The 22852-nt window shown below is 65.7% G+C and carries 21 protein-coding genes; 14 read left to right on the forward strand and 7 right to left on the reverse strand.

Going from position 1 to position 22852, the window contains the following annotated elements; genetic code table 11:
- Positions 1–35: 35 nt before the first annotated feature.
- Positions 36–959, reverse strand: coding sequence for an AraC family transcriptional regulator (locus AAHB16_RS09750; protein WP_342050738.1), 924 nt, complete (start codon positions 957–959; stop codon positions 36–38).
- Positions 960–1080: 121 nt separating this feature from the next.
- On the opposite strand from AAHB16_RS09750, the gene AAHB16_RS09755 reads away from it, so the two are divergent.
- Positions 1081–1923 (forward strand): oxidoreductase, encoded by an 843-nt coding sequence (locus AAHB16_RS09755; protein ID WP_342050739.1) that lies wholly within the window; start codon positions 1081–1083, stop codon positions 1921–1923.
- Positions 1924–1989: 66 nt separating this feature from the next.
- Here the strand turns inward: AAHB16_RS09755 and AAHB16_RS09760 are convergent, their stop codons facing one another.
- From AAHB16_RS09760 to AAHB16_RS09770, 3 genes are all read right to left on the reverse strand, one after another.
- A complete protein-coding gene (locus tag AAHB16_RS09760; protein WP_342050740.1) occupies positions 1990–3990 on the reverse strand; it encodes a PhoX family protein in 2001 nt (666 codons plus the stop codon).
- Between the two features lie 388 nt (positions 3991–4378).
- Positions 4379–6259 (reverse strand): PhoX family protein, encoded by a 1881-nt coding sequence (locus AAHB16_RS09765; RefSeq protein WP_342050741.1) that lies wholly within the window; start codon positions 6257–6259, stop codon positions 4379–4381.
- 106 nt (positions 6260–6365) lie between these two features.
- Entirely contained in the window at positions 6366–6836 is a 471-nt protein-coding gene (locus AAHB16_RS09770) for a MarR family winged helix-turn-helix transcriptional regulator (protein WP_342050742.1), read from the reverse strand.
- Between the two features lie 137 nt (positions 6837–6973).
- Here AAHB16_RS09770 and AAHB16_RS09775 point away from each other — a divergent pair, with 137 nt between their 5' ends.
- Positions 6974–7762, forward strand: coding sequence for an alpha/beta fold hydrolase (locus AAHB16_RS09775; protein ID WP_150374918.1), 789 nt, complete (start codon positions 6974–6976; stop codon positions 7760–7762).
- Between the two features lie 114 nt (positions 7763–7876).
- Here the strand turns inward: AAHB16_RS09775 and AAHB16_RS09780 are convergent, their stop codons facing one another.
- Complete coding sequence (locus AAHB16_RS09780) at positions 7877–8338, reverse strand: Lrp/AsnC family transcriptional regulator (protein WP_150374919.1); 462 nt, start codon at positions 8336–8338, stop codon at positions 7877–7879.
- 622 nt (positions 8339–8960) lie between these two features.
- Between AAHB16_RS09780 and AAHB16_RS09785 the strand changes: the two genes are divergently transcribed.
- The 4 genes from AAHB16_RS09785 to AAHB16_RS09800 all read left to right on the forward strand — a co-directional run bounded on the left by AAHB16_RS09785 (position 8961) and on the right by AAHB16_RS09800 (position 12288).
- On the forward strand, positions 8961–10388 hold the full coding sequence (locus AAHB16_RS09785; protein WP_150374920.1) for an L-lactate MFS transporter: 1428 nt from the start codon (positions 8961–8963) through the stop codon (positions 10386–10388).
- A 31-nt stretch (positions 10389–10419) separates the two neighbouring features.
- On the forward strand, positions 10420–10542 hold the full coding sequence (locus tag AAHB16_RS09790; protein WP_150374921.1) for an MFS transporter small subunit: 123 nt from the start codon (positions 10420–10422) through the stop codon (positions 10540–10542).
- Between the two features lie 122 nt (positions 10543–10664).
- Positions 10665–11456, forward strand: a complete 792-nt coding sequence (locus AAHB16_RS09795; RefSeq protein ID WP_342050743.1) for an SDR family NAD(P)-dependent oxidoreductase — start codon at positions 10665–10667, stop codon at positions 11454–11456.
- A 10-nt stretch (positions 11457–11466) separates the two neighbouring features.
- Positions 11467–12288, forward strand: a complete 822-nt coding sequence (locus tag AAHB16_RS09800) for a c-type cytochrome (protein WP_342050744.1) — start codon at positions 11467–11469, stop codon at positions 12286–12288.
- Positions 12289–12303: 15 nt separating this feature from the next.
- Here AAHB16_RS09800 and AAHB16_RS09805 read toward each other — a convergent pair whose 3' ends face one another.
- Positions 12304–13422, reverse strand: coding sequence for a succinylglutamate desuccinylase/aspartoacylase family protein (locus AAHB16_RS09805; protein WP_342050745.1), 1119 nt, complete (start codon positions 13420–13422; stop codon positions 12304–12306).
- Between the two features lie 93 nt (positions 13423–13515).
- On the opposite strand from AAHB16_RS09805, the gene AAHB16_RS09810 reads away from it, so the two are divergent.
- On the forward strand, positions 13516–13941 hold the full coding sequence (locus AAHB16_RS09810) for an Lrp/AsnC family transcriptional regulator (protein ID WP_150377336.1): 426 nt from the start codon (positions 13516–13518) through the stop codon (positions 13939–13941).
- Here AAHB16_RS09810 and AAHB16_RS09815 read toward each other — a convergent pair.
- On the reverse strand, positions 13926–14882 hold the full coding sequence (locus tag AAHB16_RS09815) for a GntR family transcriptional regulator (RefSeq protein WP_150374925.1): 957 nt from the start codon (positions 14880–14882) through the stop codon (positions 13926–13928). The genes AAHB16_RS09810 and AAHB16_RS09815 overlap by 16 nt on opposite strands.
- An 87-nt stretch (positions 14883–14969) precedes the next feature.
- Here AAHB16_RS09815 and AAHB16_RS09820 point away from each other — a divergent pair, with 87 nt between their 5' ends.
- The 7 genes from AAHB16_RS09820 (at position 14970) to AAHB16_RS09850 (ending at position 22828) form a co-directional block, all read left to right on the forward strand.
- Positions 14970–16124 (forward strand): C45 family peptidase, encoded by a 1155-nt coding sequence (locus tag AAHB16_RS09820; protein WP_342050746.1) that lies wholly within the window; start codon positions 14970–14972, stop codon positions 16122–16124.
- Between the two features lie 20 nt (positions 16125–16144).
- Complete coding sequence (locus tag AAHB16_RS09825) at positions 16145–17707, forward strand: ABC transporter substrate-binding protein (protein ID WP_342050747.1); 1563 nt, start codon at positions 16145–16147, stop codon at positions 17705–17707.
- Positions 17708–17721: 14 nt separating this feature from the next.
- Positions 17722–18678, forward strand: a complete 957-nt coding sequence (locus AAHB16_RS09830; protein ID WP_150374928.1) for an ABC transporter permease — start codon at positions 17722–17724, stop codon at positions 18676–18678.
- The gene (locus tag AAHB16_RS09835) at positions 18675–19487 is read left to right on the forward strand and encodes an ABC transporter permease (protein ID WP_150374929.1); all 813 of its coding nucleotides are present in this window, start codon (positions 18675–18677) and stop codon (positions 19485–19487) included. The genes AAHB16_RS09830 and AAHB16_RS09835 overlap by 4 nt, the downstream gene beginning before the upstream one ends.
- The gene (locus tag AAHB16_RS09840) at positions 19484–21136 is read left to right on the forward strand and encodes an ABC transporter ATP-binding protein (protein WP_342050748.1); all 1653 of its coding nucleotides are present in this window, start codon (positions 19484–19486) and stop codon (positions 21134–21136) included. Before AAHB16_RS09835 ends, AAHB16_RS09840 begins: the two co-directional genes overlap by 4 nt.
- A 57-nt stretch (positions 21137–21193) precedes the next feature.
- Entirely contained in the window at positions 21194–22093 is a 900-nt protein-coding gene (locus AAHB16_RS09845; RefSeq protein WP_342050749.1) for a LysR family transcriptional regulator, read from the forward strand.
- Positions 22094–22216: 123 nt separating this feature from the next.
- Positions 22217–22828, forward strand: coding sequence for a glutathione S-transferase family protein (locus AAHB16_RS09850; RefSeq protein ID WP_150374932.1), 612 nt, complete (start codon positions 22217–22219; stop codon positions 22826–22828).
- Positions 22829–22852: the final 24 nt, after the last annotated feature.

Genomic DNA, 22852 nt, shown 5'->3' on the forward strand with positions numbered 1-22852 from the left:
GGATTCGCGCAATACCCCTCTAAATGATGGCCCCGTCAATGCGACGACACGTACATCGCGTCCTCGAACGCCTCCGGTACCGCAAACCCCTCGCGCATGCGCTTCGCTTCGGCGGCCGGCGTCAGGCCGAATAGCCGCTTGAACTCCCGGCTGAATTGCGATGGGCTCGTGTAGCCCACCGCGACGCTCGCGGCCTCCGCGGTCAGGTCCTGCCTGACCATCAGCAGTCGCGCCTGATGCAGCCGCGTGGACTTGACGTACTGCATCGGCGAGACCTGCGTGATGGTCTTGAAGTGGCTATGGAAGCTCGGGACGCTCATGCCCGCCTCCTCCGCCAGTTGCGACACGTCCAGCTGTTGCGCGTAGTCGGCGTGGATTCGCCGCAGCGATTTGCCGATGCGGCCGAACTGGCCTTTCATCGCCAGCGCCTGCCGCATCGCGCCGCCCTGCGCGCCCGTCAGCACGCGGAAATAGAGTTCGCGCAGGAGGCCCGGACCCAGTATCGCCGCCTCCAGCGGATCGGCCATCGCTTCGAGGAAGCGCAGCACCGACGCCTGCATCGCGGCGTCCATCGGCGTGGACATCATGCTCTGCGGCGGTTGATCGCGCGCGGTCGCGCCTTCGCGGTCGATCTGCGTCGCCAGTTCGGCGGCCATTGCGAAATCCAGATGCAGGTACAGCGCCAGCAGCGGCCGCTGCGGCGTGGCGTCGGTTTCCATGCTGAACGGCACGGGCACCGAGACGGCGAGGTAGTGGTCCTGATCGTAGAGATACAGCTGGCCGCCGAAATATCCCCGCTTGCGGCCCTGGCACACGATCACGATGCCCGGATCGTAGAGCACCGGCGTGCGCGACAACGCGCGGTTCGAGCGCAGGATGCGGACGCTCGGCAGCGCCGTCAGGTTATAGCCCTCGTCGGGCGCCAGCCCGCGCAGCAGCGCAACCGTACGTTGGCGCATCTCGGGAGAGCGATCCGAAACACTCATAGTTTTATGCAAGAACGTTAGCGGAATTTGGCTTATTCGGCCTCGATCACTAGACTACCATGCACTCCATACCCAATGCACAGGAGAAACGTCGATGGCTTCCAGCAAGATTCTGTTGATCACGGGCGTGAGTAGCGGGTTCGGTCTCGCACTCGCGAAAGAGGCGCTGGCTGACGGGCATACGGTCGTGGGCACGGTGCGCAGCGAGCCGGCCCGGCAAGACTTCGAAGCACAGGGCGCCGGCACCCGCGGCAAAGCCTTCGCCCGCGTGCTCGACGTCACGGACTTCGACGCCATCGACGGCGTCGTGGCGGAGATCGAGGCCAGCGTCGGCCCGATCGACGTGCTCGTCAACAACGCCGGCTACGGCCATGAAGGCGTCATGGAGGAGTCGCCGCTGTCCGACATGCGCAGACAGTTCGACGTAAATGTGTTCGGCGCGGTGGCCATGATGAAGGCCGTGCTGCCGTTCATGCGGCAACGCCGGCGCGGACATATCCTCAACATCACGTCGATGGGCGGCCATATCACGCTGCCCGGCATCACCTACTACTGCGGCAGCAAGTTCGCGCTCGAAGGCATCTCTGGCGCGCTCGGCAAGGAGGTGCAGGCGCTGGGCATCCACGTGACGGCCGTGGCCCCGGGCTCGTTCCGCACCGACTGGGCCGGACGTTCGATGGTCCGCGCGCCGCGTTCGCTGCCCGATTACGATGCCATTTTCGATCCCGTGCGCAAGGCGCGCGAGGAAAAGAGCGGCAAGCAGCTCGGCGACCCGAAGAAGGCCGCGCGCGCCATGCTCGCGGCCATCGCGTCGGACCGCCCGCCCGCGCATCTGCTGCTCGGCAGCGATGCCCTGGCCCTCGTGCGCAAGGCACAATCGGCGCTCGACGAGGAGATTCGCGCGTGGGAGGTTGTGTCCGCATCGACCGACGGCTGACAATAAAAAAACCGCGACCTCGCGGTCGCGGCTTCCGTCACATCGGCGGGCGTATCCGACCCAGGATCAGACCTTGGTCGTCTTCACGCTCGTGGCATCGGCCGTCAGGTAACCCACGGCGGCACCGAAGCGATCCTTGTAGTTCGCGCGGATCAGCGGGTCCAGCGTGGCTTGCACCTTGGCGTGCAGGCCGCTCCAGTCACCGGCGTGCTGGAAGTTGCTCATGATGTAGGTCCAGCCGTTGATCTCGTCAACAGCGTGCAGGCCCGTGGCTTCCGCGCCGGCCGGCGTGGAAAGCAGGCGCGACAGCTTCTTCGTGTCGACGTTGTACGCCCACAGGAAGTTGTTGACGTGCTGGCCGCTGTCTTCGCCGATGAACAGCGTGCGCAGCTTCTCCGAGAACTTGAGGTTGTCGGGATTGCCGATGGTGTCCGGATCGGCCGTATTGCCCAGTGCATCGGCGGCGATATCCTTGCCGACGATCAGCGCGCTGGTCTGCATCGGCACCCATTCGCTGTTGATGGCCGCGCCGCTCGTGTCGACCTGGCCGCCAGCCAGCTTGTGCTGCATCACGCCACCGGCGTTCAATGCAGCGGGCACGCCGATGTTGCTCTGCGCGTTCCAGCCCTTGGCATTGTTGATCACCATCGAATCGACGATGTTCTGCAGCGCCGAGTAAGCGATCTTGTCCCGGATGTTGACCGTGGTGCCTTCCATCTTGGTGAAGCCCATGCTGCCACCGGCCAGGTACGCATAACGGTGCGTCTCCAGGAACGCGGCCACGCGCTCCTTGCCCGGGACGATCTTGACCCACTGCGCCACGCCACCCGAGAAGATCTTGGTGTAGCTGGTGTCGACGGGGTCGGCCCACTTGACGTCCATGATGTCGGTCGGGCGGTGCGACTTGGCCATCGCCTCCACTTCCGCGCTGGTCGCGTGACCCAGCTTGATCCACTTCAGCGGCGCCGGCGTGGCGGCCGGGTCGATCGAGAAGCCCGAAACGACCTTGGCCACGTACAGCGTACCGGCGGAGAGATCCTTCTCCTTGTCGGCCACGAACATGAACATGCCGGAGTTGGTCGCGTCGTCGCCCATCAGCACCGTGCGCTGGTCTGGCATCACCTGCACGAGCTCGTGCGAGATACGGCCCAGGCAGTAGTGCTTCTTGATGGAGCCCGTACCGTCCGGGTTTACCGTGACTTCCGGCAGATGCCCGTACAGGTACGGGTTCAGCGGAATCGACGCGTTGCCGTACAGGTTCTTGGCGAACGCGGCGTACTGCGTGAGGTTGGCGGCAACGGTCGTGAACGCGTCCGGCTCGTACTCTTCGCTCGACAGGTGCGTGTTCCACGGCGACAGGCTCGCGCCGCACGTGATCCACAGGCCGTTGGCGCTCGACGTATCCACGTTGTGGTACTTCACGAGCGTCAGCTTGCCGGTGGTCGGGTTCTGGTCGAGCGTAAGCACGGCGATCGGCGACGGCAGGCAGCCGTACGTGCTGACCAGGGCCTGGTCACGCGTCGTGTATTCGAACTGCACCACCGCGAACACGGTGTTGCCCGTCACGCCGGCAACCTTCGCGCCGTCGATCTTGAGCAGCGACGTGCCGTCCGGAGAGTCCGAGAAGAACTGGCGTTCCTTGCCGGCCACCGATGCGTCGATGATCGGCTGGTTGTTGATGTCGAAGTAGCCGCCCGACAGGATCTGGCCGCCATTGCCATTGGGCACCATGTCGCCCGTGACGAAGAACGGCTGGTAGGCGAGCTTGAAGGTCTGGCTCGAACCGTCGGTGAAGGACACCTTGAGGCTCGACCCCACCGTCGTGGTGGCCATCGAGGCCGGGTTCGCCAGCGTCGGCGCGGGCATCGCGGTGAACTCGGCCTTGTCGAACGCCGGCGTTACCGGATTCGTCGGGTTGTTGGGCGTGGTGGGCGCGGTCGCCGCATCGTCGCCGTCACCGCCGCAACCGGCCAGCAGCGAGGTGGAAACGAAACCGAGCGGCAGCATCGGCGCGCCGGCGAGGACCTTGAGTGCCTTGCGGCGGGAAGCATCTGGCTTATCGGACATGCTTTCTTTCTCGTATGTTGTACGCACGCAGCGTTGCACCGCGTCGCGGGGAAGTGTGGACGACCAAAACATCCATCAGGCCGACGCGGATGCTAAGAAGCTTTTGTGACAGGACGTTGAACCTGAGTGGATTTCAAGACATCCGAACGCTGGCGCCCCGCTCCCCCCACATTCGAGACACGCAAAAAAAAACCGCGACGCATGGGCCGCGGTGGTGAACTTGCCGAGACGGGCGACACCCACATGTCGTCCGCCAGCCCTTGCCTGGGGCGCTCGGCGGGTTGGCAGAGGTTCTTGCCAGGCCCAAATATTACGGCGTATTAATGACGGTCCCATGACATCGTGTCATGACAACGCATCACCTCAATATCGCCCATATGGACGAGACTCAGGCCCCGATCGGCTTGCCTTGCTTGTGGCGGATGACCACGGTCGAGGAGCGGGACGGCAGCACCGGATCCGGCCAGTTGCCATTCGGCTGGCCCGTTCCCGTCGGGTGCTGGATGTTGATGAAGAACGTCGTGAGGTCCGGCGTGTAGGCGATGCCCGTGATCTCGCAACCGACCGGACCGACCAGAAAGCGCTTGACCTCGCGCGTGGCCTGATCGATGTAGTGCATCGAGTTGGCGCCGAAGATGTTCGTCACGCTCGTGCCCGTACCCGCATCGGTCTGCACCCACAGGCGGCCCTTCGGATCCACGCGAATGCCATCGGGGCTGGAGAACGTCGCGCCCTTCATATCGCCCTTGAGGTTCGCGGCCGCAATCGACGGATCGCCCGCGAGCAGCAGCAACTCCCACGTGAACGTCGTGGCCAGCGGCGAATCGCCCTGCTCGTGCCAGCGCACGATATGGCCATGCGAGTTGTTGACGCGCGGGTTCGCGGCATCGGTCACCTGGCGGCCGCCGTTGTTGGTCAGCGTGCAGTAGATCGTGCGGTCGATGCCCACCGTGATCCATTCCGGGCGATCCATCAGCGTGCCGCCCGCAACGCGCGCCGCCGCCTTGGTGTTGATCAGCACGTCGGCCTGCGTGTTGAAATCGATGCTGGCCGGCGTCTGCGGACCCTGCGTGGTGTTGCCCGGGTCGACCGCGCCCGCCACCAGGCCGTTCATGCCCTGCGTGAGCTCGATCCAGTTGCCCGTGCCGTTGGCATTGAAGCGCGCCACGTAGAGCTTGCCGGTGTCGAGCAGGTTCGCGTTGTTCAGGCGGTTGGTCGCATCGAACGCGGCGCTCGGAATGAACTTGTAGATGCAGCCCGGCGTGCCGTCGTCGCCCATGTAGAACGCCACGCGGTTCGACGCATCGGTCATGAACGCGGTGTTCTCGTGGTCGAAGCGGCCCATTGCCGTGCGCTTGACGGGCACGCCCGGCAGTTCCTGCTGCGGATCGATCTCGACCACCCAGCCGTAGCCGTTGTCGGGCTGCGTCGGGTCGAGGTAGTTGTCCGTGGTTTCCTCGCACGTCAGGTACGTGCCCCAAGGCGTATGACCGCTCGAGCAGTTGTTGAGCGTGCCGACGACCGTTGCGCCCACCACGCTCGCCGCGGGACCGGACACGCGATAGATCGTGTTGCCCGAGTAGCGCTTGTTGTAGAGCGAGTTGCGCTTGACCTGCCATTTGCCGGCCACGAGTTCGATCTCGATGACCGACACGCCCACCGACGACAGCGCAATGCGCTTCTGCTCCGGCGTGGCCGTGGCCGCGTTGTAGGTGCCGCCCGGGAACAGGATCAGGTTGTCCATCGCCTCGTGGTTCATCACGAGCAGGCCACCCTTCTGCGGATCGACGCCAGGCAGCGTGAAGTAATGCATGCCGTCGTGATTGCCGCCGGCCTGCTGCTCGGTTTCCATCGAGGTCTGGAACGCGCCCTTGTAGCCCGCGGCACCTGCCGTCACCGGATCGCCGGCCGAGAACAGGACTTCCACCGTGTACGTGTCCGGCACCTGCACGGTGTTCGGCGTGAGCTTGGACGCAAGCGGCTGGAAGTTGACGCTGTAGTCGAGCGGCTGCACGGGCGCCGGGCCCGGCGCGGGCACGGGGGCCGGGGCGGGGCTCGGTGCGGGCGCGGGATCGTCGTCGCCACCGCATGCGGCGAGCAACCCGCCGCTGCCGAATGCGGTCAGCAGCGAAAGTCCGAGGCTGCCGCGCAGCACCTTGCGGCGTTCGGGATTGGCGGCAACGATTTCCTCGAGGCTCTGGCCCGGGACCGTGACAACGCCTTGCGCTTCGCGGCGCGGGGCGCGAAGCTTGTCCGTGATGTACGACATGAATGTCTTCTCCTTGTGGGGTCGGTGCGATTTACCGGCCCCGATACTAGGGACATCACATGTCGGTTTCGTTACAGCATGACTGCAATACCAGTCATCTGCGGATTCAACGCTGCAGATGGCTGCGCAAGATCTCCATGCCCTCGAGCAATTCGCCAACCTGCGCATCGGTCAGATCGCAGGCGCGTTCGAATGCGGCATCGACCTTGCGCGCCTTCTCGCGCATGGCCTGCCCCGCCGGGGTCAGGCGCAGCGACAGGCTGCGTTCGTCGCCGGGCGTGCGCTGGCGCGTGACGAGCCCCGCGGACTCGAGGCGCTTGAGCAGCGGCGTCATCGAGCCCGAGTCCTGCCCCAGGCGCGCGGCAAGGTCTTTCACGGCGATACCGTCCTGCTCCCAGAGCACCACCATGGCGAGGTACTGCGGGTACGTGAGGCCGGTTTCCTCGAGTAGCGGCTTGTAGGTCTGCGTCATCGCCAGCGAGGTCGAGTAGATCAGGAAGCAGAGGCGCTGATCGACGGGGCGCAGCCTGGGCGCGGCCTTGGAGGCGGGGTTGGAGCGGGGCTTGTCGGGGGTCATGGGCGGAATGCGGGAATGTTCCCAAAGCATAGTGCACATAAATATTTTGCGCAATAACTATTGACGCACTAATTGTTAGTGCACTAATCTTCGTCCGTCAGTTCCTTTCTCCAACCCGTCAAAAAGGATTCGCAATCATGGACCGTGTCGCCCGCTTCTATCGCACCACCACCATCGCCCTCGCGGGCGCCGTCGCAGCCACCGCGTTCTCGCTGGCCGCCCGCCCGGCGGAAGCCGCGGAGCCGGCCAACGGCAAGACCATCGTGCTCGTGCACGGCGCGTTTGCCGATGGCTCCAGCTGGAACAAGGTCATCCCGACGCTGCAGCAGCGCGGCTACAAGGTCGTGGCCGTCCAGAACCCGCTGACCTCGCTGGCCGACGACGTGGCCGCAACCAATCGCGTGATCGACGCGCAGAAGGGTGACGTCGTGCTGGTGGGCCACTCGTGGGGCGGCGTGGTGATTACCGAAGCCGGCAACAATCCGAAGGTGAAGTCGCTCGTGTACGTGGCCGCGTTCGCGCCGGAAGCGGGCCAGTCGGTGGCCGACGCCTCCAAGTCCTACGCGCCGGCACCGGGCCTGAAGAACCTCGTGGCCGACAGCGGCGGCTTCCTGACGTTGACCGACGCCGACTTCAAGACGTACTTCGCGCCCGACGTGTCGTCCGCCGAGGTCAAGCTGATGGCCGCGACGCAGGGCCCCGTGCAGTCGAAGGTGTTCGGCGAAAAGATCGGCGACAGCGCCGCATGGAAGAACAAGCCGTCGTGGTTCGTGCTCGCGCAGAAGGACCAGATGATTCCGCCGCAGCAGCAGGCCGATGACGCGCAGAAGATCCACGCCACCGTGGTCAAGGTCAACGCGAGCCACGTGCCGATGGTCTCGCAGCCGAAGGCCGTGGCCGACGCGATCCTCGCGGCCGCCAAATAAGTCGCCGGCACCAGCAGCCGGTACCAGCAACTGGTACCGGCTGCCCCGTGATTTCCGGTAGAATTCTGCGCGCTTCCGGTTTCAGTTGGAGGAATCCTCCAGGAAACCCCGCCGTCAGAGGAGCGGCAACCCGCTATGGCGCTTCACCTCGCGCAGACTCAGAATCGACTCCACCGATGTCACCCCGGGCAGCGTCCGGATGACATCGCGCACGAACACGCCATAGTCGTCCAGATCGCGTGCGACCACGGTCAGCACATAGTCGGCGGTACCCGTGACGTTATGGCAGGCGACGATGCGCGGAATGGCCTGCACCTCGCGCTCGAAGCGGTCCGACAGCTCGCGGTCGTGCACCCCGAAGCGGATCTGCGTAAACGCCATCAGGCCGAGGTCGAGCGCCTTCCGCGAGAGCGTGGCGCGATAGCCTTCGATGAAACCGTCGGCTTCCAGGCGCCGAAGCCGGCGCGCGCATGGCGTTTCACTGAGACCTACCGAGTCCGCCAGACTCGCGTTGGTGATACGGCCGTCCGCCTGCACGGCCTGCAGGATCTCCCGATCGATGCGGTCAAGGTCCATCTTGGCATTACCCCCCGTATGTTTTGCCGAAAGGGTAGCGCATCGGTCGCCTGAGGCCATGCCATAAATCAATGGTCCCCACTTCTTTCCAATACGTTTGGCACCGGTCTGTTGCGGAAAGCAGACGACTGGGGACGATTTAATTGCGGTTTATCCGTGATGAACCGCGGACATTGAGTTGAAACGGGAATATGTCATTCTTTTCCTATTGAAGTCGTCAATGCCTAGCGCTAAGGTTCGACCAAAATATTTTTCCGGCAGATATATGCAAAACAAAGCATATATCCACCACGCCCGTCACGGGAAGACAATGAAAACCAGCAAAACAGGTCAACGCGCCCCCGCCATGACCGCAGACACCGACACCATCCGCATCGCGGCCCACGTGCCCTGCCCCGCCTCGCCTGTTTTCGCGCGTCGCAACCGTCGATAGCCCTACCCGTTCCTGTAGCAAAACGCCGCATCGGCAGGCGCGCTCGCGCGCGGCTGCCAGTGCGGCATCGTTGGGCAGTGCGGCCACGGCGTGACGGGGTCAATCCGGCAAGGGTGCCTCAGACTACCCGGCCGGACACGCCAGGTCCTTGGTCGTGCTGTCCCGGATCCCTGTCTGGAGATTTACGTCATGAGCAGTGTCATGAATGATGGCGGCAGCGTGGCTTACGGCCACGCACCGTTTTTTTCAAAAGAGGCGACTTACGCCAAACCGGGTTTTTCCCGGTGGATGGTGCCGCCTGCCGCCCTCGCCGTGCACCTGTGCATTGGTCAGGCCTATGCGTTTTCGGTGTTCAATGGCCCGCTGTCCAAGGCTATCGGCATTACCGAGGCAGCGCCCGATGACTGGAAGCTGACCACGCTGGGCTGGATTTTCTCCCTCGCGATTTTCTTCCTCGGTATTTCGGCCGCATTCGCCGGCAAATGGCTCGAGCGCGTCGGTCCGCGCATGACCATGTTCACGGCGGCATGCTGCTTCGGCAGCGGCTTCCTGGTCTCCTCGCTGGGCGTGTACCTGCACCAGATCTGGCTACTGTACCTTGGCTACGGGGTACTCGGCGGTATCGGCCTGGGCCTCGGCTACGTGTCGCCGGTGTCGACGCTCATCCGCTGGTTCCCGGACCGCCGCGGCATGGCGACCGGCATGGCCATCATGGGCTTCGGCGGCGGCGCGATGATCGCCGCACCGCTGTCCGTGGCGCTGATGAACTACTTCAAGAGCGCGACTTCGGTCGGCGTGGCGCAGACCTTCCTGGTACTGGGCGTGGCGTACTTCATCTCGATGACCATCGGCTCGCTGGCCATCCGCGTTCCGCCCCCCGGCTGGAAGCCGGAAGGCTGGACCCCGCCGCAGACCACCAGCAAGATGGTCTCGAAGAACCACGTGCATATCGATCAGGCCCTCAAGACGCCCCAGTTCTATCTGCTGTGGCTCGTGCTGTTCCTGAATGTGACCGCCGGTATCGGCATTCTGGGCCAGGCTTCGCTGATGATTCAGGAAAGCTTCAAGAGCACCGTGAATGCGGCTTCCGCCGCCGGCTTCGTCGGCCTGCTGTCGCTGTTCAACATGGGCGGCCGTTTCGTCTGGGCCTCGTCGTCGGACTTCCTGGGCCGCAAGAACACGTACTTCGTGTTCTTCGTGCTGGGCGCGATCCTGTACTGGCTGGTGCCCGAGCTGGGCGCCTCGGGCAACATCGTGCTGTTCGTGCTGGCCTACTGCGTGATCATGTCGATGTACGGCGGCGGCTTCGCGACCATCCCGGCCTATCTGGCCGACATGTTCGGCACCGCCTACGTCGGTGGCATCCACGGCCGTCTGCTGACCGCCTGGGCCGCCGCCGGTATCGCCGGCCCGGTGATCGTGAACTACGTGCGCGAGTACCAGGTGTCGCAAGGCGTGGCCGCCGCGCAGGCGTACACGATGACCGTGCACATCATGGCCGGCGTGCTGGTGGTCGGCTTCCTGTGCAACCTGCTGGTGTCGCGCGTCAACGAAAAGCACCACATGAGCGACGCGGACGTGGCACGCATGGGCGGCGCCGCCGGTCCTGCCCACTAATCCGCAACCACCCTATCAGGAGCGAATCGACATGGAAAACAAGACTGTCGAAACCAACAAGGGCCTGCTGGCGGCGTTCTGGCTGTATGTCACGATCCCGCTGTGCTGGGGCGTGTACAACACGATCCTGCAAGCGACGAAGCTGTTCCAGTAACACGCTTCCCCGTCTTTGACGAAACAGCCGGCCTCGCGCCGGCTGTTTTGTTTTTGCACGGACGTTGAATTCCGCACTGTGCGATCATCCGTTGCTCGAATGACCCACTTTATGGAGTTCGCATGAAAATCGATCTCTCCGGCAAGACGGCCCTCGTCACGGGTTCCACCGCGGGCATCGGCCTTGCCTCCGCCAAGGGGCTTGCGGCCGCTGGCGCGCGCGTCATCATCAACGGCCGCAACGCGGCCGGCGTGGAAAAGGCACACCAGACCATCGCCGCGGCCGTGCCCGGCGCGCAGGTGGTCGGCTTTGTCGGCGATTTGTCGGAGCCGGCGCAATGCGAGAAGATCGTGGCCGCGCACCCCGACGTCGATGTGCTGATCAACAATCTCGGCATCTTCGAGTTGAAAGACTTCTTCGACATTCCGGACAGCGACTGGGAACGCTTCTTCCAGGTGAACGTGATGAGTGGTGTGCGGCTGTCGCGCGCGTATGCGCAGGGCATGGCCACGCGCAAGTGGGGCCGCATCGTCTTTATCGCGTCGGAGTCCGGTTTCAATATTCCCGTGGACATGGTCCACTACGGTTTTACCAAGACCGCCCAGATTGCCATCGCGCGCGGGCTGGCCAAGCGTCTGGCGGGTACCGGCGTGACGGTCAACTCGGTGCTGCCGGGGCCGACGCTGACCGAAGGCGTGGCGGCGATGCTCAAGGACGATATCGCCCGCACCGGCAAGAGCCTCGAGGAAGCCGGGCGCGACTTCGTGATGGAGCACCGCAGCACGTCGCTGATCCTGCGTGCCGCGAATGTGGACGAGGTGGCGAACATGGTCGTGTATGCGAGTTCGCCGCAGGCGTCGGCCACGACGGGCGCATCGCTGCGCGTCGATGGCGGTGTCGTGGATCTCTTGTGAGCGGTTCAACTTGAAATACGTACGCCTGCCCGCGCTTGCGCTGGCCGCACTGACTTTCGTCGGTGTCGCCAGCGCTGCGGAACTGAAGATCAATGCGGTCACGCTGACCACGCAGCAACTGCTTGCACGCCAGGACGCGAAGACCATCACGGTGCCCGGCGATGTGTCGTACCACCGCACGATGACCTATCGCGCGGTGCCGCTGCGCGCGTTGCCCGGTATCGACAGGCTTGGCAAAGAGGAAGACCTGCAGATTGCCGCGACCGATGGATACGTGACCAACCTGCCCCATGCGCTCGTGGCCGGGGGCTCCGCCAACATGCGCGGCAAGGGCGCCGAGCCGTGGCTCGCCATCGAACCGCCGGACAAGCCGTGGCCGCGCGCAACCGATGGCAAGGCGACCGGGCCGTTCTATCTGGTGTGGCTGCATCCCGAGGCTTCGGGCGTCAAGAGCGAACAGTGGCCGTTCCAGATCGGGTCGATCCGCACGGTGTCCGCGCGCGCGGGCAAGTGGCCGCAGATCGCGGTCGGCAGCGAAGTGCCGGCCGACTCGGTCATCCGGGTCGGACAGTCGGTCGTGGCCACGCAATGCATGGTGTGCCACAAGCTCAACGGCGCGGGCGACGCCACGCTGGGCCCCGACCTCAATGTGCCGCGCAGCCCGACCGAGTATTTCCAGCCGGGCGTACTGCGCGAGTTCATCCGCAATCCGCGCGCGATTCGTGCATGGCCGGGTATGCAGATGCCGAGCTTTCCGCCGTCGAACCTGAGCGACGCGGACCTCGATGCCGCGATTGCCTATCTGTCTTATATGGCGCAGCGGCGCAAGTAACCCGGGATTAGCGTCTCAGGGGCTCAGCAGCTTGCCCGTCCGGTAGGCACGCGAGCCCGAGACACGCCCGATCTGGTCGCCCGGCTTCACAAAGCGCACCTCGCGCCCCATGTAGAACACGCCTCCCGTGTGGCTCTCCATGGTCGTACGCGTGCCATCGACCGGGTCGACGATATCGAACAGCGCCTGCCCGGGCCGGACCGTCGAACCCACCGCGGTGCGATACACGAGGATGCCCGCCACCGGCGCCACCAGCTGTTCGCTGCCCGCCAGCGGCGTGGCCGGCTGCAGCAGTGGCGGCAGCGGCGGCGCCTCCCCGTCGATGATGCCGACATACGTCAGATATGCGATCAGCGCATCGGCATCCTGCCGCGCCAGCGCGTCCGTCACGTCCCGCTGGCCGCGGTGTTCCACGGTCACCGCCACGCTGCCATGCGGAATCGGATAACGCTCCCCGAACGCCTGCTGGATCTGATACCACGTGTAGCTGTGCGCCTCGTCGAACGAGTACGCGCCCGAGTCCAGCGCAAGCAGGCTCGCGGTCGCGCCCAGATAGCGCGCCAGCGGTTCCACTTCGCGCCAGATCGCATCGCCGGTGTAGACGTGCATGCCCGCCTCGCGCGAGCAATGCAGATCCAGCACATAGTCGGCGTCATGCGCGAGCAGCATCAGCGTCTGCTGCAGCGACGCGAACGCCGATACCGGCTTGCGCGCGAGCAGCGCCTCGCGCCACGCGGCGCGCACGATGCGCAGGTTTTCCTGGCCATTCTGCGTCAGCTGCTCGGCAATCGCGGCGCTGACCTCGGTGGCTACCATCGGAAAGTCGCGATTGAAATTCTTGCCGCTCGTCACCTCGAAGCGGCCGATAAAGTTGCCGAGGACGCCCTGCGCGAGCCCGATCGGATTCGCGGCCGAGACGAGCACGACCTCTCCGCGCACGCGCCCCGCCTGCTCGAGCGCCGCGAATTTCTCCTTGAGCACCGTCGCCGTGAGCATTGCGGGAATCTCGTCCGCATGCAGGCCGGCCTGCAGATAGACCTTGCGGCCGCCCCCCGGCTCGCCAAAGTGGTGGCTCACGAGTCCGAGGGACACGCCGGGCGACGGCGACAAGAGGGGATGGGTCTGGCGTTTCATCGCGGATTTGGGTATCGTATTGCTTATTGTATTCACAAAATACTTTAAGCATCGTATCACCGCGCCTTCATGCCGACAACCGCCTTTCCAGTCATGGACGACTTCGACCACCAACTGCTGGGCCTGCTCCGGGCCAATGCGCGGGCCAGTGCCGCCCTGCTTGCCCATCGGCTCGGCGTGGCGCGCACCACGATCGCCAACCGTATCGCCCGGCTGGAAAAGGCGGGCATCATCGTCGGTTATACGGTGCAGGTCCGGCCGGAAGCCCAGCGCGACGCGATTGCCGCGTGGATGAGCATTGCCGTGGAAGGAAACCAGGCGCGCGAGGTCATCGCGCGCCTGCTGGGGGAGCCCGGTGTCTCGGCGCTGCACGACACCAATGGGCGATGGGACCTGCTGGCGGAAGTCCGGGCGCCGTCGCTCGACGGGCTGGCGTCCGTGCTCGAGCGCGTGCGGCTGATCCGTGGCATCAGCGCCACGGAGACCAGCATCCACCTGACGAGTTACAAGGCGTCCTGAACGGACGCCGCCTGCGCGGACTGCGGCTGCGCCGCGGGCGACGCCTTGAGCTTGCTCGCTACTTCCAGATGCTTGCGCATCAGCTCGGCCGCCCCCTCTCGATTGCCGGATTCGAGCGCCGCCAGAATGCCCAGATGCTCGTGGCAACTGATCTCCACACGCCCGCTGCCGTGCTTCCAGTCGTAGTTCGATAGCCGGCGGATGCGGTTCAGGCGCCGGATCGCATCCACATAGAACCGGTTGCCCGAGGCAATGGCCAGCCCTTCATGGAACGCCGCGTTGGTCTCGAAGAACGCGATCGGTGACGCCTCCGTCCACGGCTGCGTGAGGAACGCCGAATGCTGGATGCGCATACGCGCGGCCCAGTCCGGCGGCAGCACGAACGACGGCTCCAGGATCGCCGCGGGCTCGATCACGAGCCGGAACCGGTAACTCTCCAGCCGCGCCTCGCTGTACCAGACCGCGTCCTGGAACTTCCACCGGTAGCCGAGCCGCCGCTCGACGATACCGAGGTCCGCGAGCCGCACCAGCGCCTGCTTGATGGTCACGCGCGTCTCGTTGTAGCGCTCCATCAGGTCGCGCTCGGAGACCTCGTCCGGCAGCGACTTGCGCTGGCGGTCGTGCGCGATGCGCGCGAGCAGCTCGTCCTCGTCGGCCGGCACGGGCGTCTCCGCCTCCGCCACCGGCGGCGGCGCCAGCAGCGCCACGCCCTTGTTGCGGCGCCGTTCGACAAAGCCCTGCGCCTCCAGCTGGTCCAGCGCCGCACGGATCGGCGTGCGCGAGACCCCCAGCGACTCCGCCAGTTTCTGTTCGTTCAGACGATCCCCGGCCTCCAGCGACTCGTCGCGGATCCATTGTGCGATGCGGTCCTGCAATGCCAGGCGCGTGCGGCCAGAACCCTCCGCGGGCGTTTCGTTTGGAACGCTGTTCGGATATTCCATTGATTTTTTTGTGTCACCAAAATACACTTTGAATCCTACACACAACCATAACGCTACTCCTGACCTCTCCCGCCGCACCCTCCGACCATGACCGAAAACCGACAAGTCGCACCCGCTCCCGAATGCCCGCTGATCGAAGTCAGCGGGCCGCCGCGCGAGCGTGGCCGCCAATACGGCGAGCAAGCCGCAACGCGCATCAAGCGTGGCATTGAACATTACTCCCGCCAACTGGAGAACAACAAGCTCGGCTGGCCGGAGCTCCAGAAGATCGTGGCCACGTTCGAGCCGACCATCGCCGCATTCGACGCGAGCTATATCGACGAGATGCACGGCATCGCCGAGGGTGCCGGCGTGGAATACGCCGCCGTGGTCATGCTGAACGCCCGCACGGAAGTCCTGAAGCTGGCCGACCGCATGCGCAACAAGCAGCCGGTGCCGATCGATCCGGACGGCTGCACGGGCGTGATCGCCCTGCCGGAAGCCACCGCGCACGGCCGCGTGATCCATGCCCAGAACTGGGACTGGAAGGCCGAGTGCGCCGAGTCGTCGGTCGTGCTGAAGGTGCATCGCGAAGACGGGCCCGACTACCTGACGTTCACCGAAGCCGGCGCGCTCGCGCGCTCCGGCATGAACGCGGCGGGCATCTCCATCACCGCGAACTACCTCGAATGCGAACGCGACTATCGCACACTCGCGGTGCCGCTGGCACTGATCCGCCGCAAGGTGCTGGAGCAGAAGCGCCTCGCGCTCGCCATGCAGGCCGTGTACGTAACGGCCAAGTCCGCGGCGAACAACATCATGGTGGCGCACGCCGGGGGCGTCGCCATCAACTTCGAGTGCGCGCCCGACGAAACCTTCCAGGTCCAGCCCGAGCGTGGCGTCGTCGTGCATGCGAACCACTGGCTCAGTGCCGTCGCGCTGACCAAGCTGCGCGACCTCGGCATCCAGAAGATGCCCGATTCGCTCTATCGTGACGAACGCGTGCGCCAGCTCGTGACGCCGCATATCGGCAAGATCACCGTCGATACGATCAAGAACGCATTGTTCGACGATTTCGAGACGCCGTGGTCGGTCTGCCGTCCGCCGCGTCCCAATACCAGCAACAACCTCTCCGCCACCGTCGCGATGATCGTGATGGAGCCGGAGCTGGGTTCCATGGAGGTGTCGATGCTGCCCGCGCTGTACCCGAGTTTCACCAGGTTCCATCTGGAGATGGACATTCAGCAAGCCACCGGTCGATGACGGTCGCGGGAGGAGACAGCATGGCACACGCGACGAAGTTGATATTGGCCGCTGCGGGCCTGTTCACGCTGACTGCGTTCGCGCAGCCGGCACAGGACACGCTGCGCGTGCGGCTCAATGCCGATATCCGCTCGACCGACCCGGGCATCAACCGCGACGTCAATACCGACGCCGTGGTGGCCCATCTGGTCGAGGGCCTCGTCGCGTTCCGCGAAGACACCTCGGTCGGCCCCCTGCTCGCGCAGAAGGTCGATGTGTCCGCGGACGGACTCACGTACACGTTCACGTTGCGTCCGGGCCTCAAATTCCAGAACGGCGCGCCGATCACCTCGGACGACGTCGTCTTTGCATGGCACCGTTACATGACCCCCGCGAACAACTGGCGCTGCCTCTCGGAGTTCGATGGCCGCGGCTACGCGAAGGTGGTCAACGTGGCGGCGAAGGATCCGCTGACGGTGGTCTATACGCTCGACAAGCCGTCGGCGCTGTTCCTGAAGACGCTGGCGCGGCCCGACTGCGGCGGCACCGGTATCTATCACCGCAGTTCCATTGGCCATGACGGCAAGTGGCGCGAGCTCGTCGGGTCGGGCCCCTACAAGCTCGCGGACTGGAAGCGCGGCCAGTATCTGGAGCTCCAGCGCAATCCGTACTACCAGCCGCTGCCGGGCAAGCGCGACGGCAACACGGGCAACAAGACGCCCGAGATCGCCAGGGTCCGCTTCATGGTCGTGCCCGATCCGTCGGCGGCCAAGGCCGCGCTGCTGTCGGGCAATATCGACGTGATTCCCGACGTCGAGGACAACGACCTGCCCGACTACCGCGCGCGCAAGGACATCCTGCTGGACAGCACGCCGACGATGAGCCAGGCCGGCCTGCTGTTCCAGACGCGCGACCCCGTGCTCAAGGATGCGCGCATCCGCCGTGCGATCGCGCTGACGCTCGACGTGCCCGAGCTCGTCGATGCGGTGACGGGCGGCAACTCGAAGGCGAGCCGGTCCGTGATTCCGCGGCCGAGCCCGTTCTACGGGAAGCCGCAGGCCGTGATGCCGGGCCGCGATATCGCCGCGGCGCGCAAGCTGCTGAACGAGGCCGGCTACCGTGGCCAGACCATCAAGATCCTGACGACCAAGCGCTACAACGCGCTGTTCGATATCGCGGTGCTGACGCAGGCCATGGCGGCGGAAGCGGGCCTGCGCGTGGACGTGGAAGTGCTCGACTGGGCCACGCTGCTGGACCGCTATACGCGCGGCGACTATCAGGCCATGGCCTTCAGCTACTCGGCCCGTCTGGATCCGTCGCTGTCGTACGAGATGATCGTCGGGCCGAAGGACAAGCAGCCACGCAAGGTGTGGGAGAACCCCGAGGCGATCCGCCTGCTCAACGAGAGCATGAACGAGAGCGATCCCGCGCGGCGGCAGGCCGCATTCGACGCGCTCGAGGCCCGCATGCGGGAAGACGTGCCGGCCATCTTCGTCTATTCGGAAACGCGTACGAGCGCGGCCCGCAACTATGTGAGCAACTTCCACGGCTGGCCGCTGGGACAGCCGCGCGCGTGGCGCGTCGCGTTCGCCAGCAACAAGTAACCGGAGCCTACCCCGTGTCATCCTCGTTCCTTCTTTATCTGCTGCGGCGCGCGCTGTGGACACTGCCGACGCTGCTGCTGGTGGCGCTGCTCGTGTTCGTGCTCATGCGCCTGATTCCGGGCGACCCCGCGCAGCTGATCCTCGGCGACAGCGGCACGGCGGAGCAGCTGGCCGACCTGCGTTCGCAACTGGGCCTCGACCAGCCGATCGTCGTGCAGTTCGGCGTCTGGCTCTCGCATATGGTCCGTGGCGACCTCGGCCACTCCATCACCACCAATGAAGCGGTGCTGCCGCTGCTGATCGAGCGGTTCCAGGTCAGCGCGACCATCGTGCTCGTCGCCGTGGCGGCCGCCGCCGCGATCGCGGTGCCCGCCGGACTGTTCGCGGCGTGGAAGCAGAACTCGCTCACCGATACCGTGATCGTCGCGGGCGCCACGTTCTTCCTGTCGATCCCGAGCTTCTGGCTGGGGCTGCTGTTGCTGTTGCTGGTCGGCCTGAAGCTCGGCTGGGTACCCGTGGTCGGCTACGTGGCATTCAGCGAGGACTGGCGCGCGGCACTGAGCTACCTGCTGCTGCCGATCGTCACGCTGACGCTGATCGAGATGGGCGTGCTGACGCGCATGGCGCGGGCCAGCGCCATCGAGACCCTGCGCCTCGAGTACGTGACCCACGCGCGCGCCAAGGGCCTGTCCGAACGCCGCGTGCTGCTGCGCCACGTGCTGCCCAATGCGTTCGCGCCCACATGGACGATGATCGGCCTCGTGCTCGGCAACCTGCTGGGCGGCATCGCGGTGCTGGAAACCGTGTTCACGCTGCCGGGCCTCGGCCGGCTGCTCGTCGATGCGATCTTCGCGCGCGACTATCCCGTGGTGCAGGGCTGCCTGCTGTTCACCGCGGTCATCTACGTCGTGGTCAACCTTGTGGTCGACCTGTTCTATCCCCTCTTCGACCCGCGAGTGGCAACGTCATGAAACTTCGTCTCAATGCGGCCATCGGCGGCACCCTGGTCGGTACCGTGGTCACGATGGCGCTGCTGTCGATGGTGTGGACGCCGTTCGATCCGCTCAAGCTCAACCTGCGCATGCGGCTCAAGCCACCCACGGACCTGCACTGGCTCGGCACCGACGAGTTCGGCCGCGACATTCTTTCTCGCCTGATTGCCGGCGCGGGCGCAAGCCTGCTCGTCGCGGCGCTGACCGTGGTGCTCGCGCTGCTGCTCGGCACGCTGTTCGGCCTCGTCGCCGGCTACTTCCGCGGCCGCACCGATCGCGTGATGATGGTCGTCAACGATGCGCTGCTGGCGTTTCCGGGCATCCTGCTCGCGCTCGGCATCATGGTCATCACGGGTGCCAACAAGTACGGCATCGTGCTGGCGCTGGGGCTCGCCTATACGCCGACGGTCGTGCGCCTGGTCCGCGGCACCGTGCTGTCGCTGCGCGAGAAGGAATTCGTCGAGGCCTCCCGCGTCATCGGCAATAGCGAACTCACGACGATGCTGCGCCATATCCTGCCGAACTGCGCCGCGCCGCTGATGGTGCTGGGCACGTCGATGTTCGGCTGGGTGGTCCTTGCGGAAAGCGCGCTGAGCTTCCTCGGGCTCGGTGTCCCGCCGCCCGCGCCGACGTGGGGCAACATGCTCTCGTCGGGCCGTCCCTATATCGAATCCGCAGCATGGCTCGGCATCGCGCCTGGCCTGTGTATCGCCCTCACGCTGCTGGGCATCAATCTGCTGGGCGACGCACTGCGCGACTGGCTCGACCCCCGCATGGAGCAGGCATGACGATCGCCAACAATGCCCCCACCCCCGCGCCGCTGCTGTCGGTGCGCAACCTGACCCTCCACAGCAACGGCGGCAACGCGATTCTCAAGGGCATCTCGTTCGAGATGGCGCCCGGCGAAGTGCTCGCGCTGGTCGGGGAGTCGGGCAGCGGCAAGACCATGGCCGGCCGCGCCATCATGCGGCTGCTGCCGGCGCAGGTGAAGCAGACCGGCGGCACCATCACCCTCGACGGCAAGGACGTGGCCGTGCTGTCCGACCGCGCGATGCGCGGCCTGCGCGGACAGGTGGCGGGCATGGTCTTTCAGGAACCGATGGTCTCGCTGAACCCGGCCATGACCGTGGGCGCGCAGTTGTGCGAAGGACTGCTGCTGCACGAAAAGCTGGCTCCCAAAGTCGCGCGCGAGCGCGCCATCGAGATGCTGCGCCGCGTGCAGATCGCCGATCCCGAGACCTGCATGGCCTCGTTCCCCCATGCGTTCTCGGGCGGCATGCGCCAGCGCATCATGCTGGCCTCGGTCATGCTGCTCAAGCCGCGCCTGCTGATTGCCGACGAGCCGACCACCGCGCTCGACGCGCTGAGCCAGCGGGAGGTCATGGAAATCATGGCGGACCTCACGCGCAACAGCGGCACCGCCGTGCTGCTGGTCACGCACGACCTGCAACTGGTCGCGCACTACGCGGACTCCGTGCTCGTGCTGCGCCGCGGCGACCAGGTGGAGTACGGCAGCGCGCGCACCGTCCTGTGCGAGCCGAAGACGGCCTATACGCGCAGCCTCATCGACGCGCTGCCGCGGCGCGCGGTCGGGCGACCGGCCGTGGCCGACGCACCGCCCGTGATCGAGGCGCGCGATGTCTCGGTGGCCTATCCCGGCGCGCACCGCATGTTCTCGCGCGGCACGGACAAGCTGGCCGTCGATCGCGTATCGCTGGCCATCCGCCCCGGTGAAGTCGTGGCGGTGGTGGGCGGTTCCGGCTCGGGCAAGACCACACTGGGCCGCGCGATGATCGGCCTGCTGCCGCTGGCGGGCGGCACGCTGCAGTTCCGCGGCCAGCCCGTGGGCAGCGGCGGCCGCCAGGCGCAGCGCGAGTTCCGCCTGGCGTGCCAGATGGTGTTCCAGGATCCCTACTCCTCGCTCGACCCGCGCCAGCGCATCGGCGAGATCGTGGCGGAGCCGCTCGACCATGCCGGGCCCATGACCGCGGGCGAGCGCCGGCTGCGTGTCGATCGCATGCTCGCCGAGGTGGGGCTCGATGGACTCGCCGAGCGCTTTCCGCATGCGTTGTCGGGCGGGCAGCGCCAGCGCGTGGCGATTGCACGCGCGCTCATCCGCAATCCCGCGCTGGTCGTGGCCGACGAGCCCGTGTCCGCGCTCGACATGACGATCCAGAAGCAAGTGCTGACGCTGTTCCGCGAATTGCAGCGCACGCATGGCTTTGCCTGCTTCTTCGTATCGCACAACCTCGCGGCCGTCTCCGAGGTCGCCGATCGCATCGTGGTCATGCACCAGGGGCGCATCGTCGAGGAAGGCAGCGTCGATGACATCCTCGATCGGCCGCAGCACGCGTACACGCGCGCGCTGCTGGAGGCGGCCTACGTGGCACTGGGCCAGCGCACCCCGCTGACGATGAAGATGGAGGCGGCGGCCTAGCGTCTCCGCGCGCGCAGTCGATATACTCCGTGCCATCAACTACCTTGGGGAGCACGCGTGGATCGACTGCAGGCCATGAAGACGTTCGTCGCGGTCGTCGAGTCGGGCGGGTTCACCGCGGCCGCGCGCAAGCTCGACGTCTCGCTGTCGGTGGTCAGCCGCGTCGTGACCGAGCTCGAGGCGCACCTCGGCGTGCGGCTGCTTACGCGGACCACGCGGCTCGTGCGGCCGACCGACACCGGCTCGGCCTATTTCGAGAACTGCCGCCGCATCCTCGGCGAGATCGAGGAGGCCGAACTCGGCGCGGCCGGCACCCATGGCACGCCACGCGGCCATCTGGTCGTGACGGCGTCGACGCTGTTCGGCGCGCGGCATGTCATGCCCATCGTCGTCGAGTATCTCCAGCGCTATCCCGAAGTCGATGTCAGCACGCTGCTGCTCGACCGCAACGTCAACTTCGTCGATGAGGGCGTCGATGTGGCCGTCCGCATCGGCGAGCTGTCGAGTTCCTCGCTGCAGGCGGTGCAGGTCGGGCGGGTCCGCCGGGTCCTGTGCGCGGCGCCGTCCTACCTCGAGCAGCACGGCACACCGCGCACGCCCGACGAGCTCTTGCAGCACAGCCTGATCCACACCACGGCCGTCGCGCTGACGCCCGAATGGCGCTTCGTGGTCGATGACGCGCCCTACCCGCTGCGGTTTCAGCCGCGGCTGACCACCACGACGAACGATTCCGCGATCCGCGCGGCGGTGAGCGGCCTCGGTATCGCGCGGGCGCTGTCTTATCAGGTGGCGGCCGAGTTATGGTCCGGCACATTACGCGTCGTGCTCGCGGAATTCGAGACGACCCCGCAGCCCATCCATGTGATCCACCGCGAGGGCCGGCACGCCATGCAGAAGGTCCGCGCGTTCCTCGATCTGGCCATCGAGCGGCTTCGGGCCGACAAATCGCTGAACTAGCCTCGATTCTTCTTGTTTCAAGAAGAATACCTTCGCGATTCGCCTGTTTTTCCGCACTTCGAGTGGTCCTATGATGGTTTCCAGCACGACATTACGTGCGAAACCAACAACCGAGGACACACCATGAAGCTCTACTACCACCCGCTCTCCGGCCACTCCCACCGTGCCCGCCTGTTCCTGTCGCTGATCGGCACCCCGTTCGAGCTGATCAATGTCGATCTGGGCACCGGCGCCCACAAGAAGCCCGAGTTCCTGGCGATCAACCCGTTTGGCCAGGTGCCCGTGCTGGTGGACGGCGACACGGTGGTACCGGACTCGAATGCGATCCTGATCTACCTGAGCAAGAAGTTCGGCAAGACCGACTGGCTGCCGGAAACGCCCGCCGAATCGGCGGCCGTGCAACGCTGGCTATCGGTCGCCGCCGGCGATATCGCCTTCGGCCCCGCCGCCGCCCGCCTTATCACCGTGTTTGCCGCGCCGCTGGACAGCAAGCAGGTCATCACCCGCGCCCACGTCGTACTCAAGCGCATGGACGACGCGCTGGCCGGCCGCGAGTGGTTCGCCGCCGATCATCCGACCATCGCGGACGTCGCGCTGTACAGCTACACGGCGCGCGCCCCGGAAGGCTTCGTCGATCTGAAGGACTACGCCAACGTGCGCCAGTGGCTGCAACGCGTGGAAGCCCTGCCCGGCTTCGTCGAGTTCCAGAAGACGCCCGTCGGCCTCGCCGCCTGACAAACCCATCCCCGATGCAGGAGG

Origin of the sequence: Cupriavidus sp. OTU4054 (assembly GCF_038440175.1) — a bacterium.
In the GTDB taxonomy this organism is placed as follows: Bacteria; Pseudomonadota; Gammaproteobacteria; order Burkholderiales; family Burkholderiaceae; genus Cupriavidus; species Cupriavidus pauculus_D.

What these genes read in the sequence shown, in the direction of transcription:
- AAHB16_RS09750 (WP_342050738.1), bottom strand. Translation starts at nt 959, where the DNA reads ATGCGCCAACGTACGGTTGCGCTGCTGCGCGGGCTGGCGCCCGACGAG.
- AAHB16_RS09755 (WP_342050739.1), top strand. Translation starts at nt 1,081, where the DNA reads ATGGCTTCCAGCAAGATTCTGTTGATCACGGGCGTGAGTAGCGGGTTC.
- AAHB16_RS09760 (WP_342050740.1), bottom strand. Translation starts at nt 3,990, where the DNA reads ATGTCCGATAAGCCAGATGCTTCCCGCCGCAAGGCACTCAAGGTCCTC.
- AAHB16_RS09765 (WP_342050741.1), bottom strand. Translation starts at nt 6,259, where the DNA reads ATGTCGTACATCACGGACAAGCTTCGCGCCCCGCGCCGCGAAGCGCAA.
- AAHB16_RS09770 (WP_342050742.1), bottom strand. Translation starts at nt 6,836, where the DNA reads ATGACCCCCGACAAGCCCCGCTCCAACCCCGCCTCCAAGGCCGCGCCC.
- AAHB16_RS09775 (WP_150374918.1), top strand. Translation starts at nt 6,974, where the DNA reads ATGGACCGTGTCGCCCGCTTCTATCGCACCACCACCATCGCCCTCGCG.
- AAHB16_RS09780 (WP_150374919.1), bottom strand. Translation starts at nt 8,338, where the DNA reads ATGGACCTTGACCGCATCGATCGGGAGATCCTGCAGGCCGTGCAGGCG.
- AAHB16_RS09785 (WP_150374920.1), top strand. Translation starts at nt 8,961, where the DNA reads ATGAGCAGTGTCATGAATGATGGCGGCAGCGTGGCTTACGGCCACGCA.
- AAHB16_RS09790 (WP_150374921.1), top strand. Translation starts at nt 10,420, where the DNA reads ATGGAAAACAAGACTGTCGAAACCAACAAGGGCCTGCTGGCGGCGTTC.
- AAHB16_RS09795 (WP_342050743.1), top strand. Translation starts at nt 10,665, where the DNA reads ATGAAAATCGATCTCTCCGGCAAGACGGCCCTCGTCACGGGTTCCACC.
- AAHB16_RS09805 (WP_342050745.1), bottom strand. Translation starts at nt 13,422, where the DNA reads ATGAAACGCCAGACCCATCCCCTCTTGTCGCCGTCGCCCGGCGTGTCC.
- AAHB16_RS09810 (WP_150377336.1), top strand. Translation starts at nt 13,516, where the DNA reads ATGGACGACTTCGACCACCAACTGCTGGGCCTGCTCCGGGCCAATGCG.
- AAHB16_RS09815 (WP_150374925.1), bottom strand. Translation starts at nt 14,882, where the DNA reads ATGGAATATCCGAACAGCGTTCCAAACGAAACGCCCGCGGAGGGTTCT.
- AAHB16_RS09820 (WP_342050746.1), top strand. Translation starts at nt 14,970, where the DNA reads ATGACCGAAAACCGACAAGTCGCACCCGCTCCCGAATGCCCGCTGATC.
- AAHB16_RS09825 (WP_342050747.1), top strand. Translation starts at nt 16,145, where the DNA reads ATGGCACACGCGACGAAGTTGATATTGGCCGCTGCGGGCCTGTTCACG.
- AAHB16_RS09835 (WP_150374929.1), top strand. Translation starts at nt 18,675, where the DNA reads ATGAAACTTCGTCTCAATGCGGCCATCGGCGGCACCCTGGTCGGTACC.
- AAHB16_RS09840 (WP_342050748.1), top strand. Translation starts at nt 19,484, where the DNA reads ATGACGATCGCCAACAATGCCCCCACCCCCGCGCCGCTGCTGTCGGTG.
- AAHB16_RS09850 (WP_150374932.1), top strand. Translation starts at nt 22,217, where the DNA reads ATGAAGCTCTACTACCACCCGCTCTCCGGCCACTCCCACCGTGCCCGC.